This is a genomic window from Saccharopolyspora sp. NPDC045839, assembly GCF_056431645.1.
The window spans coordinates 33,111-46,271 of sequence record NZ_JBWKKH010000046.1 but is presented as its reverse complement, the minus strand read 5'-3'; the positions used below and the strand labels follow the sequence as shown (position 1 = coordinate 46,271).

Annotated in this window: 11 protein-coding genes and 1 pseudogene; 6 read left to right on the top strand and 6 right to left on the bottom strand. The window is 65.7% G+C overall.

The genetic code is table 11. From position 1 onward, the window contains the following. The first annotated feature begins 102 nt into the window (after nt 1-102). The 4 genes from AC07EQ_RS39140 to AC07EQ_RS39125 all read left to right on the top strand — a co-directional run bounded on the left by AC07EQ_RS39140 (nt 103) and on the right by AC07EQ_RS39125 (nt 3,701). Nucleotides 103-1,869, top strand: coding sequence for an Hsp70 family protein (locus tag AC07EQ_RS39140; protein ID WP_478392865.1), 1,767 nt, complete (start codon nt 103-105; stop codon nt 1,867-1,869). Further along, nucleotides 1,869-2,651: a hypothetical protein gene (locus tag AC07EQ_RS39135; RefSeq protein WP_478392864.1), complete on the top strand. Its 783-nt coding sequence runs from the start codon at nt 1,869-1,871 to the stop codon at nt 2,649-2,651. The genes AC07EQ_RS39140 and AC07EQ_RS39135 overlap by 1 nt, the downstream gene beginning before the upstream one ends. A 156-nt stretch (nt 2,652-2,807) precedes the next feature. Continuing rightward, nucleotides 2,808-3,251 carry a hypothetical protein gene (locus tag AC07EQ_RS39130; protein WP_478392863.1) on the top strand — a complete coding sequence of 148 codons (444 nt, stop codon included), beginning with the start codon at nt 2,808-2,810 and terminating at the stop codon, nt 3,249-3,251. A gap of 69 nt (nt 3,252-3,320) precedes the next feature. After that, entirely contained in the window at nt 3,321-3,701 is a 381-nt protein-coding gene (locus AC07EQ_RS39125; protein ID WP_478392862.1) for an NYN domain-containing protein, read from the top strand. 962 nt (nt 3,702-4,663) lie between these two features. Here the strand turns inward: AC07EQ_RS39125 and AC07EQ_RS39120 are convergent. After that, nucleotides 4,664-6,493 carry a hypothetical protein gene (locus tag AC07EQ_RS39120; protein ID WP_478392861.1) on the bottom strand — a complete coding sequence of 610 codons (1,830 nt, stop codon included), beginning with the start codon at nt 6,491-6,493 and terminating at the stop codon, nt 4,664-4,666. A gap of 580 nt (nt 6,494-7,073) precedes the next feature. On the opposite strand from AC07EQ_RS39120, the pseudogene AC07EQ_RS39115 reads away from it, so the two are divergent. Continuing rightward, nucleotides 7,074-7,751, top strand: a pseudogene (locus AC07EQ_RS39115) (M23 family metallopeptidase); the annotation flags it as partial. Nucleotides 7,752-8,110: 359 nt separating this feature from the next. Here the strand turns inward: AC07EQ_RS39115 and AC07EQ_RS39110 are convergent. Next, nucleotides 8,111-8,407, bottom strand: coding sequence for a hypothetical protein (locus AC07EQ_RS39110; protein ID WP_478392860.1), 297 nt, complete (start codon nt 8,405-8,407; stop codon nt 8,111-8,113). 605 nt (nt 8,408-9,012) lie between these two features. Here AC07EQ_RS39110 and AC07EQ_RS39105 point away from each other — a divergent pair. Continuing rightward, nucleotides 9,013-9,720 (top strand): MarR family transcriptional regulator, encoded by a 708-nt coding sequence (locus tag AC07EQ_RS39105; protein WP_478392859.1) that lies wholly within the window; start codon nt 9,013-9,015, stop codon nt 9,718-9,720. A 608-nt stretch (nt 9,721-10,328) separates the two neighbouring features. Here the strand turns inward: AC07EQ_RS39105 and AC07EQ_RS39100 are convergent. From AC07EQ_RS39100 to AC07EQ_RS39085, 4 genes are all read right to left on the bottom strand, one after another. Continuing rightward, a complete protein-coding gene (locus AC07EQ_RS39100; protein WP_478392858.1) occupies nt 10,329-10,682 on the bottom strand; it encodes a hypothetical protein in 354 nt (117 codons plus the stop codon). A gap of 101 nt (nt 10,683-10,783) precedes the next feature. After that, nucleotides 10,784-11,575, bottom strand: coding sequence for a hypothetical protein (locus AC07EQ_RS39095; protein WP_478392857.1), 792 nt, complete (start codon nt 11,573-11,575; stop codon nt 10,784-10,786). A 221-nt stretch (nt 11,576-11,796) separates the two neighbouring features. Beyond that, nucleotides 11,797-12,219, bottom strand: coding sequence for a hypothetical protein (locus tag AC07EQ_RS39090; RefSeq protein WP_478392856.1), 423 nt, complete (start codon nt 12,217-12,219; stop codon nt 11,797-11,799). 119 nt (nt 12,220-12,338) lie between these two features. Further along, a complete protein-coding gene (locus AC07EQ_RS39085) occupies nt 12,339-13,070 on the bottom strand; it encodes a hypothetical protein (RefSeq protein WP_478392855.1) in 732 nt (243 codons plus the stop codon). Between the last annotated feature and the right edge of the window lie 91 nt (nt 13,071-13,161).

Sequence of the window (13,161 nt, the reverse complement as noted above, 5' to 3'; positions counted from 1 at the left end):
TGCACTCGGCAGTAAGGTGCGTTTCTCCTTGGGATGGCGGGGATTGCGTGGTAACAGCCGGCGTTCTCACCAAAACGGACAGCGGACAGCGGGAAGAGGGACATGACGCGACGGAAATGGTGGCCGGTAGTTGCGAGCATCGACCTGGGCACGCATGCCAGTGGCTTCGCCTGGACCACGGTCGAGGACCGGCATGATGATCCCTCTCATCGCCGGATCCACACCTACGCCCAGTGGCCAGGACAGCCGGTGGCCTCGACGAAGACGCTGACCTACCTACTGCTTGACCCCAACGATCAGGTCGTCGCATGGGGGCATGAAGCACATCAACTCGCGATCAGCCGAAGTTCGAACGGGCAGGACGCGGGTTTGCGGCCCGTACACGGCTTCAAGATGGCACTGGGGCGCGATCCCAAGGACCTCGGCGGCGATAAGTCGATGGCGTTGCATGACCGCGAAGCTGGGGCCGAACGGCTACTCGCCCTGTATTTGAAGAAGATTTACGCGCTCGCCGTCGGCGAGATCGGCAAGAGCAACTACCGCGCAGACGAGATTCGCTGGTGCATCACGGTTCCAGCCATCTGGGACGATTACCAGAAGCACCTCGTCCGGCAGGCGGCATTGGAGGCCGGCTTTCCACGGGCGGAGGGTCAGCTGCTCCTGGCTCTGGAACCTGAAGCCGCCGCACAGCACGCCCGTGTGTCCGGGGTTCGTCTCGCATCCGGGGACGACGTGGATGCCGACCTGACGGCTGCAGGAACACGGTTCGTGGTGGCCGACTGCGGAGGAGGAACCGTCGACCTCACCGCTTACGAGATTGACGAACACGGCGGCGGCATGGTCGAGATCGGCAAGGTCTCCGGCGACAGCCGAGGATCGAAGTACCTCAATGTCGCCTTCGAGGACATCGTTCTGAAGGACCGACTCGGAGGCCCGCGCGCGTACGAGCGCCTGAAGCAGCGGTGCCCCGAAGCGATCGAGTACGTGCTCGACAGTTGGGAACGCAACAAGCTCAACATTCGCGTCGGCCACGCCCGGCCGCTCTACATCCAGATGCCGGCCTCGCTCGCACAGCACCTTCCGTCGCGGGTCAAGAGCGCGCTCAAACGCCGTCAGGACGGCGACGCGACCCAGATCATCGTAGAACCCGACGAGATCAAAGTGATCTTCGGCAGGGTGATCCCCGACATCGTCGAACTCGTGGACCAGCAGCTGGATGTCATCCAACAGGAGCGTGGCCCGTTGAACGATGGGGTGGAGTCGGTGTTGCTCGTGGGCGGATTCGCGGCCTCGCCCTACCTGCAGCAGAGCCTGTCCGACCACCTAGAAGGGCGTGCTCGCGTGCTGGTTCCACCGGATCCCGCGGTCGCGGTCCTGGCCGGGGCCGTCCACTTCGCATACCGCCCTGATACCCGAGCACGTAGGGTGCGCTACACCTACGGCATTTCGACATGCAGGCCGTTTGAGGCTGGCGTCGATCCGGAAAGCAAGCGGGTCGAGACCCGTCATGAGATGCTGTGCGATGAACGGTTTTCGGTATTCGCCCGCAGCGGTGAGATCGTCGGTGTGAGCGACGAGCGCAGCTCGACCTACTTTCCGATTGAGGCAACTCAGACAGACATGGATGTCGAGTTGTACCGGACCAGCGACGTCGATCCTCGATACGTGGATCAGCCGGGGTGCACGTACTTGTGCACGGTCAAGCTCGACCTCAACGACGTGATGCACCTGGCGATGAGCCGGCGCAATATCGTGGTCAGTATGAGCTTTGGTGAGACCGAGCTGAGTTTGCGCGCCCACGTTGCCGAGACAGGCGGGGAAGTCAGTAGTTCGCTGGACTTCTCGAGGTTGAAGGCTCTGGCGATCTGATGTTCGAGTTCCACCGCTCTCACAGCGAACCCACCGCAGTGCCAAGGGACTGGGCCGCCGATGAGGTCGAGTTCAGCGATCACTTTCCAGCACAAGGCCACCACACTCAAGAATACGGTTCTGACGATCCGGAAGACGTTCGTGCTCTCCGCAGAAGGAACCGGGAGCTCCGAAAGGCGCTCGCCGAGAGCCAGCAACGCTACCGTGAACTGGAGCAAAGACTGCAGCACGTCCTCAGCGAGAGAACTCGTGACAGGCACGACCTTACGCCGATCGAAGCGACCCGCCACAGCGACATCTCCCGTGATTTCCAAGTACTCGTCGAGCAGGACGCCCAACACCTCGCTCGTCTTCTCCCAGGCTCAGTGGTCGACCGGCGGCAAACGCACTGGGTCGCGAAAGGCATCGCCACGATCTGTCACGCCCTGTTCGCGGAAACTCCGGTATCTCTGGAGACGATGTGCCGCGATCTGCACCTGGCAGAGGTCACCGACGTCGAGCTTGTTGATGACGTCCACGCCCAGGCGACAGCACTGCGCCAGGCCTCCGCGGCCAATTCGCGGGAACACGCCTGGGACTTTGATGTCTGTCCTGGGCAACCACTGGACGCTACCTACCAACAGCCGTGGGGTAACTGCGATCCGCAGCAACCGGTGTGGTTCGTCGTCGCGCCCGCCTACCTTGCTGACGGGGGCCTCTACTGCAAACAACAGGTCTTCACCAGCTGGGCCGCGCCGGGAAAACGCCCGACTTGGCGTGCTCGCTTCCAAAAGAGCAAGTAGTGCTTTGTCGCCTTCCTCCCCTGGAAAGGAGACGACGCGACGGCGAACAATGGGCAAGCGACGCCAACCGGGGCGTGAGCCCCGCTCACGATGGCCAGCCACTGCGCCTATCCACGATCTTCAACTGTGAGCGAGCACGGGACAAGGAGGGCAAAGATGCGCCGGCCCCGATTCCGGATTATCTGCTGTCTGTGCGGCAAGCCGATTTCCCAGGCGTCGGACGCCTATGTCCTGGACGAGGAATGGCAGCGCCGGTTCCCGCAGATGATCGGCATCCTCGCCTGCAACAAGTGCGCGGTCAGCAACAACCAGTGGAAGTGCCGCAGATCTGACGGGGCCTTCGTGGACGGTCACCGGCGCTCGACCACCCAGCCTGAAACCCGTGACCACGACTCCTGGGACCACATTCCCATGCAGGGCACGCACGTCGCGCTCGTGTGCCTGCACCCATGGTCAGGACTGCTGCAAGGCGCCGAGGAGTACCTGCGCTACACGGTGCGGCGCCCTGGCCTCGACCAGGAAGTAGCGCAACGAATCCAGGACGCGCTCAACCGATGGGACACCCAGGTACCAACCGACCCGTTGCCGCCCAGCGCTTGAGCCTGCGTGACCTGAGCACCGCTGTCCCGCGGTCCTTATGGCACCTGATCCTGTTCAACTGGTCCTGAAATGCAATGGCATCGAACTGGTGCAGATCGGCCACGGCCCAAGAACGGCGCCGACATCAGGGTGGCCGTCGACGAGACGGAAACCCTGATCACCCACCCCACGGTCGAGCCGTTCGTGCTGGTGACCAGGGACAGCGACTTCTCGCTGCTGGCATCGAAGCTGCGCGAATTCGGTAAACACATCACAGGCGTCGGTGCTGATATCGCGACCAGTGCCTGCCCGGTGGCGGTGTGCTCAACAGGTTCCCTGCTCAAGCGCGTGGCGCCGTCGTCCGTGCTGGGGGCCGTTGAGTCGTGCGCCGTCGCCTGTAGTCGCGTGATGGTTTCGGTGACCAACGCCCCGCCTGCCCCGCTATCCGTGCTCGGCGAAGCGGTCGGGTAGCTGGGCAGGCGGGCGGGGCGCCTTGTGTCGGGTCAGGCAAGCGCTGCCCGGATCATGGGTGCTGCGCGGTGGGGCCAGTCCCAACCGGTCCTCAGCCAGTGTCCGAGGCGGTGCCAATGCCCTCGGCGGGCAAGCCACAACCACATGTCAGCCCGGTCGAGACGATCGTCGCCGGAGTTCTCGGGAGGCAGGAGCTGAAGTACCAGCGCACCCTCTGGTGTGCGGGAGGGGTTCAGTCGTGCATCCCAGGTACCGCTCAGCGCCGCCAACGCTCCACTGGGATCAGCTTCAGCGTTTTCGATCAAAATGCCGCCGGAGTTTCCGGGCATCCGCATCGACGGTCGTGGCCCCAGCGTGTGGGAGTACCGAATCGACGCGAGCCTGGTGTACGTCTGGGGATCACGCTGGGGATCGCTGGCCGTGACCTGTCCGGGCTCGGTCGGACCCTGTGTGCGTGACGGTCCGGGATTGCGCATCAACATGGCAGAACCTCCCGCTTGGGCAGGGATTGGTCGCAATGCATTGACCCTCCCTGACGTGCCGGCCGCAACAGCAGCAGCGCCAGGATTCCAAGAGTCGACCGTAGTGGGCCAATCGCAGCCGGACCCGGGCTCATGCAGCCGGGGCTCTGGAACGGCAGAGTCCTGTCCAGGAGTCTGTCCAAAGAAGACAGATTTGATATGTAGGTTGGTTTGCTTGACTTTCTGGCTGTATCGAGCGTTCATGGTCGTGTGGCCCGCATCGAACGGCAGCGCACCGGCGGAATACACGCCCCCCGGGGGCATGACCCGACACCATCTCTATTTCAGGAGTGATCTTGTCATGCCCGCCGCCACCGCCGCTGCGTGCTGTGCCCGACTTTGCGGCAGCGACGTTCCCACCGCGCACCGAGGCTGAACAGAAGGTCTGGGCCGCCCTGTGCGCACATCCCGGCGCCAGAGCGTTCCCCATTCCGTTGGACGTCAGGGGCCAGTGACCTCACCGGTGCGGCCGTCGATCCGACAGACCCGCCATCGGTCGGGCGGCACGTCCTGCGGACAGGTGAACCTGTGCAGTCGCCCAGCCACGGTGATCTCCACAGTGGGCACGGCATTGGCCAGCACGCCCTCGCGGGAGTAGTTGACGACCTCCACTAGGTACTCGGTCGCCAACCACTTGCCGATGCGGATCACCTCGCCACCGCCCGGCGATTGGATGTCGCCCTCCAGTTGTGCGAAAGGCTCGGCGTCCAGGCTGCCGAAGTCTTGGTAGTCGACGGTCCAGCGCGGCGGGTTGCCGATCAGCAAATGGAGGTCGAGGTCGTTCGGCGCGGAATTCCATGTGAGGGTGACGGTGCCCGCGCCATCGCGCTCGGTTTCGGCCAGGTCATCCTTCAACGTGGGTAGCCCGACAGCAGTGCGTACCTCTCTGCGGAAGAGGTGCAGCGCGCCGGGGCTCCCCGGTCGGAGGAAGGGGATGAAAGCCGTTCGATCCTGGACGTCGTCGGCCACCTTGTCGACGATCGTCTTCTTCATTCCGGGCCCATAGTTCACGAGGACGACGCGCGCCGCGGGATGCCCGTGCGCGTAGTCGGTCAACGCATCGGCGAAGGACTTGCTGTTGGCTTTGGCGTACTGCTTGCACTCGACGACGAGAGGAACCAGGTCCGCCGTGATCGGGTCCTGCCGCAGCGCGATGTCGGGCTGGATGTTCTCCTTGCGCTTTCCGACGGGATTGGCGAGCGGGGTCCGGTATTCGCACCAGAGGTGAGCGCGTGGACGGAGCTCGTCGAAGGTGGCCAGGTGGGTGCCGCTGAACAGGAACTCGATCCGGCCCTGGGCCGAGTGAATCACCGGTCCCGCGTCCTCGAGCGCGGCGACGAGCCGGGTGGCCACCCAGTTGGAGTAAAGGTCATATCGGTGCTTCCACAGAGGCAGGGACAGCAGCTCCTCCAGACGACGCTGGCCGCTGCGGTGATCGGGGTCGGCGTTGCGCAGCGGCGCCAGCGCCTCCTCGAGGGCATCCGCCAGTTCCGGTCTGACGTCGGTGTCCATGGTGCGGGCCATCGCCTGCAGCAGGAGGGTGAACCAGTTGTCGCTGATGACCACGCGGAGATCGTTCACGGGAAACCCGCTCGGCACCTCAGGCAGCGGGTCACGATCCCCGTAGATGTCCGCACGTCGGCCGAAGACCGTGCGGGCGTCGTGCAGCACCGTGGTCGTGAGCTGCCAGGTCTCCTCGAGGAGTGCGTCCAGCCGAGGCTCGTCGGAACTGGGGCGCTCCGGGAGTTCCTGCGGGAACGGCTCCTCGCGCAGTACCTTCGCGGCGGCGGTGACCTGCGGCCACCGAGACGAACGGTTGTTCTTGGGGTGGTACCGTCCGAACGCGTGCAGCACGTTCCAGAGACCGACCCCATCCGTCCGGCGGAGATCGAATGGCGACATCAGCTCACGGACGATCTCAACTGTGCGCCGGAAGTGCTGCAGGTCGAAGGTCAGCTTCGGGTCCTCGCCGGAAAAGTCGAAGCTGATGTCGAGCTGGTCCGCGCCGGTGATCGCCGCAGCTCGCTCGAACAGCGCCAGGAGATCTGCCCACATGGCGGCGAACGGCTCTGCGACGGCGAAGAACTCGCGGACCAATCGTTCGGTTGAGACGTCCACCAGGGCCTCGCGAATGGGGATGTCCGTGCGTAGCCTTAGCCGCTGCACCAGCTCCGTGACGAGCTCTCGGTCCTGGCCCTCCTCTCGGAGATCTCCTCGCTCGACGAGCTGTCTCCAGAGGTCGGACCCTCGGGTGACCAATTCTCCGTCCATCTGTCCTCCCCGGAACCGACTTGTGATCGACGTGGACGCCTCGATCGTCGTCTGCCACTCGGACGCGCAGCGACGTTCAACAGTCGAGGACCGGTGGCGTCAGCACTCACCAGTCTTCTCTGCTCAGAGGTGCCCAGACTAGTGCTTCCCTCACGGGTCCCTTCACATCCTCGCGGACCGGGTGGCCGTTTCCGCCAGCCCCCACCAACACACCAACAAGGCATGCCCCTCGAGCGCATCAACACCGACTCGATTAGCTCCTGCCCGGCCTCGACGGCAGACCACCCGAGCGCGGGCTCGATAGGGGAATCCTTACGGACACGCCTTGCCACGGGACTCAGTGCGCCACGACCAAGACCAGCAATGTCTCACATAGGTCGTACGGAAAGATTCTCAGTGAAGGGTGGCTAACCGTGACACCCCGGGCCACGCTCGGTCCCCCTGATCCGTTCGCCAGCCCCTGCACCGGCCCGAGCGGATGCGCGGCCCCCATCGCGGAGTAGCCCATCCCCGTAGCTCACGTGCCTGAATTCGAGACAAGCCCGCTACCAAGCGTTCTCGCGTGCACCTAGAGATAACCGGCGGGCCGATGCAGTTCCTTCAATCCACCTTCACCTGGGTCCTGGACCAAGCCGCACACAACGGCAAGCACATCCCGCCCGGCGGAGCCACCCCACCGTCACGCTACAACGCCCACGACGCCATCTACACCGCGTCGTTTTACCTTTGCATGTCCGGCGCCGAACACAAGGACCTCTACCGCGCGATCTTCACCTACAACCACGCCGACTGGTATGTGAAGAAAGTCCTCGCCCAAGCCGACCAGTACCAAGCCGCCGCAACCACACCACCACGCCCTGGCGCGGGCGGCTGGGTGGTGCCGGTGGCAGGCCGCTGCACTTCCGGCTTCGGCCCCCGAGGCGGAGAACCTCACCACGGCCAGGACATCGCCGCCCCCATCGGCACCCCGATTGTCGCCGCCAGCGCCGGAACGGTTCTCGACTCCGGGCCTGCCAGCGGATACGGCCTGTGGATCCGCATCCAACACGCCGACGGCATCACCACCACCTACGGGCACAACCACCGCAACCTCGTCGGCAGCGGCGCGATCGTGCACGCCGGGCAACCGATCGCCGAAGTCGGCAACCGCGGCGAATCCACCGGCCCGCACCTGCACTTCCAGATCGAGCGTGGCGGCATCCCGATGGATCCCGTCGCGTTTTACCACCGGCAGTCAGCTTCGCCGCTGTGCGGCTGACCTTCCCTGCCGTAGTCCCACGCTGAAGCAGCGGGTTCCGGCCGCTCGTGACAATGACAGGAGAAGGACGTTTATGGGGGTCACCGGAAGGCGTGGTCCTTCGGCAACTCGACTCGAGGAGCCGTGCTTGGTCGTAGCGTCGTCGGCATGGCTTCTGAACTGGACGACGTGCGAGGGCGGGTGCAGGCGGCCAGCCGCGTGCTCGCCCGGCACAGTGAGCCTGGTCATGCAGGTGCCGGGCGGACAGCGGCGGTGGACCAGCTCGCGGCGGCACTCGCCGACTACCGTCGCCGTCTGATCACACACCACACCGGGACGCGGGCCGACGGTGAGCGATCAGCGGGTCCACCGGGGTGTGGTTAGCCGAGTGCGGCTCGGATCCACGGTGCGATGCGCTGCGGCCAGTCCCAGCCGGTCGCGGCCCAGTGGCCGAGGCGGTGCCAACGGCCTCGACGGGCCAGCCACAACCACACGTCGACCCGGTCGAGGCCGTCCTGCCCAGGGCTGGTCGGGGCCAGGAGCTGCAGTACCAGCGCGCCGTCTGGAGTGGTGGACGGGTTCAGGCGGGCGTCCCAGACACCGGAGAGCGCGGCCAGGCCACCGCTGGGATCCGCCTCGGCGGACTTGATCAGGATTCCACCGGCATTGTGGGGCATCCGCATTGACGGCAAGGGGCCTACGGTGTGCGCGAACCGGCCGCAGGCGGGGTAGTGGTGTGCCCGTGACGCAATCGGCCGGGCGCCGGCGGCCGTGGACGGTGCCGGCGTGCGTGCCGTGTCGGTGGGAGCCGGGTCGTGATCACGGATCAGCATGGCAGAACCTCCCGCTGCGGTCAGGGATCGGTCGATGTGCATCGACGCTCATCCCGGTGCCGGCGTCAACGGTGCTCGGGCATTGCCTACCGAAGTCGACCGACACGGGCTAACCCATCCACTATGGACAAATTCGTGAGACGACGAGGCGCCCGCGGACATGTTGCCTGCTGATGGCGGTCTAGTTTGCCGGATCCGTACCAGTGACCGCCGCCCGCGCTGGTCGGCTGCGTCTGCGCCGCATCGTGCAGCGGGGTTGTCAACGGAGTCTGGATCGCTGCTCCAACCCGCGCATGAGATGTCCCGTGAGAACGCCCTGATCTGCTTGACTTCCCGGCCATATCGAGCGTTCATGGTCGTGTAGCCCGCACCAACGGCAGCGCACCGGCGGGCTCCACGCCCCCCGGGGGCATGACCCGGCACCACCAGTATTCGAGGAGTGATCCGTCATGCCCAAAGTCACCACCCGCACGGCGCCGACCCACTTGCGTGTCGTGCCCGACACCCCGACGGCAACCCCGGCGCGGACCGAGGCCGAGCACAAGGTCTGGGCAGCCCTGCACGCCAACCCCTGCGCGACGACCGCCGAGATCGCTCGGATAGCCAAGGTCGGGCGGTCCACAGCGGGCAAGATCCTGACTGTCTGGGCCGGGGACGGCAGCGTCGCCCGCGCCAGCGGCATCGTGACCGACGGGCGGCGTGCTGCTGACCGATGGACCATCCCCGCCGAGGCCACCGCCGCCGTCACCGAGCTACCTGACACGCAACCGGAGGGCATGGACACCGCCGGGGCGAACGGGATTGTGGATTCCGGCACCTTCACGACGGAAACGGACCTCCTGGAGACGTTTGAGCTCACGAGCAACGCCGACGTCGACGCGCTTGAGCCCGCGCAGGATGGCGATGGTGTGGGGAAGGGACGGCTGGGCAAGGGGGAGTTGCGTGGGCTGATCGAAGACTTCCTCATCGACCACTCTGATCAGGAGTTCGGGCCCGCAGCGATCGCGAAGGCGCTCACCGTGAGCACTGGGAAGCCCAGGTCGTCGGGCGCGGTGAACAACGGGCTGGAAAAGCTGGTCGCCGACGGGTACGCGGTCAAGACCCAGAGCAGCCCAAAGCGGTTTCGGATCGCCAAGACCGACGAACCCACCAGCTAGCCCCAATGCCGCCTCGGTAAGTGGCGTGACGACAGCCCCGCCTGGCTCGGCGATCGAGTCAGGCGGGGCTGTCTGCACGCATTCGCACGCCGAGGACAAGTAGAACGCCCCAACCGGGCTGTGATTCCGGCCAACGGCAGCACACCACAGTCAGCGCCGCGAAACCCTCTACGAACGCAACAAGTGATGCGCCCGATGAGGGGAGAGAAGATGGACACGTCGAACACCGCTCCACGGGTCGGAGTGCGATGTACGATTGGCGAGCTTCAGGCTGAATCGGGGGCGCTGAGAGAGACCAGGTACTGGCGGCAGCGGGCTGCGTGGCGACCTCAATACAGGCAAACGCCCGGTCGCCACTACATTCACAGAATCCACTATGGACGTGTCATCTGGTGATGACAGGTAACCGATTCTTGGAAGGGATCGCGGTACCAGCAGGATGGATGGGTGCCCACACTGCCACTGCCACTGAATCTGATCGTCCTTCACCGGTTCCATGATGGCGAGGGAAGAGAGTCTGGTTATGGACCGTGCAATGCCGGCTCACAGGTGACGCTCGGTGTAGCCGGTGATGCAGCCGTTCCCCGTCGGGGTGGAAAGCGGGCGTGTCACAGGCGTCGGAGCCGTATTACCTCGCCGTTCCAGAACTGCTCGTCGATCGAGCCACCCCCGGGTGAGAGAAGATCGATGCCGGCCGTCCGCAGGGCGTCGATGACGCGAGACGGCAGGGTTGACCGGTCGTCGTCGCTGACCTCCTGAGAGTCAACGGCGAGCGTGAGGTAAGCCGACCGGGTGCCCTTCTCAAGGGATCCGTCGGTTCCGGTGTCGACGTACCCGCGCATTCCGTGCTCGTGCAGTGCCGAGCGGGCGTGGTCGCGAAGGTGTTCAGCGGCGAGATAGGCCAGGATGAGCTCGCGGGGCGAGACTGGCGCGGCCACGGCTGCGATGTCGTCGTCGCTCATACCGTGATCACGGTCGTGGTGGATGGCGCGGATCAGCGCTCGTCGTGCGTGGAAATAGTCCTGGACGGCGTCGTGGGTGGCGTTGTGCAGGCGCAGTGGGGTCAGCTCCCGGGATGGTCGATAGCGGTGGAGCGCCGGACGGTGTCGCGTAGGTGCGCATTCGCACGCTGCGCGCGGCTGTCCAGGACGATCACGTGGGTGGTGAAGCGGGGCGGGCCTCCGGCGGTGTCGGTCCAGCCGTAGCGGTCGGCGATCTCGCGCAGGGTAGCGACGGCCTGGGCGGCGCGAGGGTCGGTGTCGGCGAGGCCGAATACCTCGATGGTCAGGGTCGCGGTGGTCTCGTCGGTGGCGACCGCGTAGTGCAGGTCCTCGGGTAGTTGGCTGTGCGACTGGTAGGCGATACGGTCGGACAGGAACCGTACGGCTACCTGCTGCAGGTCGAGGTGTGCGGTGTCGGTGAAGGCGATGCCGTAGCGGCGGTGCACGGTCTGCTCGGCGCGGGCACCGGTGATCGGGCAGTATTCGAGCATGACCGGGTGCGTCGGCGCGGCACCGGCATCAATGCCGGTGCCGGGGTCGCGTTGTGCGGGCCGCCACGGGCTCCCGCGTTCGCTGACCCACACCGTCCCGTCGTCGAAGGCGTAGACGAGGTTGGTGCCGTGGCTGGTCGGCCACGGCCACGGCCACCCGTCGCGGACGTCATGGGCGTCGCCGAAACCGAGGGAGGCGGCGTCCTCGAGCAGGCAGCCGACCTCCTGCTCGAACTCTTGAATGGTCTCGGCGGAGGCGAAGTCGGCTTGGGTGAGGCAACCGCAGCGGTCATAAACGCGAGCGGATCCCAGCCAGCGGGCGTTCACGCCCCGCCGGTGATAGAAGTCGAACGACGTGGACATCACCATCTCCTGCAGTAGGGGAGAATGTTTTCTCCCGGCCCCTGAATTGTGCGCGGCAACGAGATAGGGGTCCTATGTGGACTCTTGTGCGTTTGGGTTTTCTTGCCGGATTGCCCCTGGTGTTGCTGGGCATGTGCGCTGCGCTCCGGCGTGCTGTGTGGGGTGCTGGGAGAATCCGGTGGGGCGTGGCCGGTCGGCTGTGTCGATGCCAGCCTCGGTGGTCAGGCGTGCTTGTCGGATGGCCGTAGTTCGAGGCGGACGGTCTGTTCGTGGCAGCGATACAGGGCGGCCGGGGTGAGCCAGTTGGTGTCCCGGTTGTCGTCGGGGCGTAGGCCGATCTCGGTGTTGCCGTAGCGGGAGGGTTCGACGAACAGAGTCCCGGTCCCGAGTGTGATCTCGTCCCCAGTCGCGGGGGTGCTCGGGCCGTGGCCCTGAGTCCAGTCACCGAGGTGGAATGCCGGTCGGGTGTCCAGGATGACGGCCACGAGTCGCCCGTGAGTGCCGATCGGTGCGTTGTCGAAAGCGATCGGGTCGGGCGTGTCGCCCTCAGGGGTCTGGTTGAGGTGGATGGTGCCGTAGCGGTCGGTGCGCCGTTCGTCGGCGTGCCAGTACAGCGCACCGGCACCGAGCGTAACCGTATCCATTGTGGATTCCTCTCTGCGTGAGTGCTGGGGTCAGGTGTGGTGTGTCGTGGGTGGTGCTCGCGCCGCGTACCTGCAGCAAGCAGGCCTTACTGGCTGGGCTGGGGTGGGGTGGGGTGGGTTTAGCGTTCAGTGGTTTGCCAGGTCCAGGACCAGGCGCCGATGCTGTAGCGCCCGTCGGGGCCGGGTTCGTAGTGGTCGGGCAGGTAGTCGTCGTCGGCGACCATGTTGGGGTCGAGGCAGACGGCGGTGTCGCCGTGCCAGTAGCCCCGCTGGGAGCAGCCGTCGGCGTACTTGCGGGCGGTGGTGTTCAGCCATGCGATGACGGCTTCGGCGACCGGTTTCCGGAAGGAGGAGCAGGCCCATCCGTTCCACGTGGTGTCGGCCAGCAGTGCGGGGAAGGCGGGGTCGGTGCCGTCGATGTCGATGGTGACGAGCTGCTCGCCGTCCTGCGGGGCGAACCGGGTCTCCTCGGCCAGGATGGCGGCGTCGGTGTCGGGCTCGGTGGCCGGGGTGGTCAGCTGCCAATGCCACCAGCCTGCGCCGATGCCGTAGCGGCCCTGCTCATCGGGTTCGACCGGGCCGCTGATCCCGGTGCCGTCGGTCAGGGTGATGGTGCCCTCGGCGAACGTGACGGTCACCTGGGCGCAGCCGGTGCACGGCGTGGCGTGGGTGGCGCGCCACGTGATCACCGCTTCGGCGACTTCCTGCCGGAACCACGGGCGGGCGTGCCCTTGCCAGCGTTCGTCCTCGACCTGAGCGGGAAAAGCAGGGGCTTCGGGGTTGTGGGCGCAGGCGAGCCGCACGTAGTACTCGCCGTGTCCGGCTTCCAGTACCGCGGGAATTGTGGGCATGACGGTTTCCTCCTCGAATCAGGGAAATGAGGGTCGAACCACCTGGTGCGCTCGGTGCCGTGATCCGGCTATCGGGGGCCGGCGAGGCTCT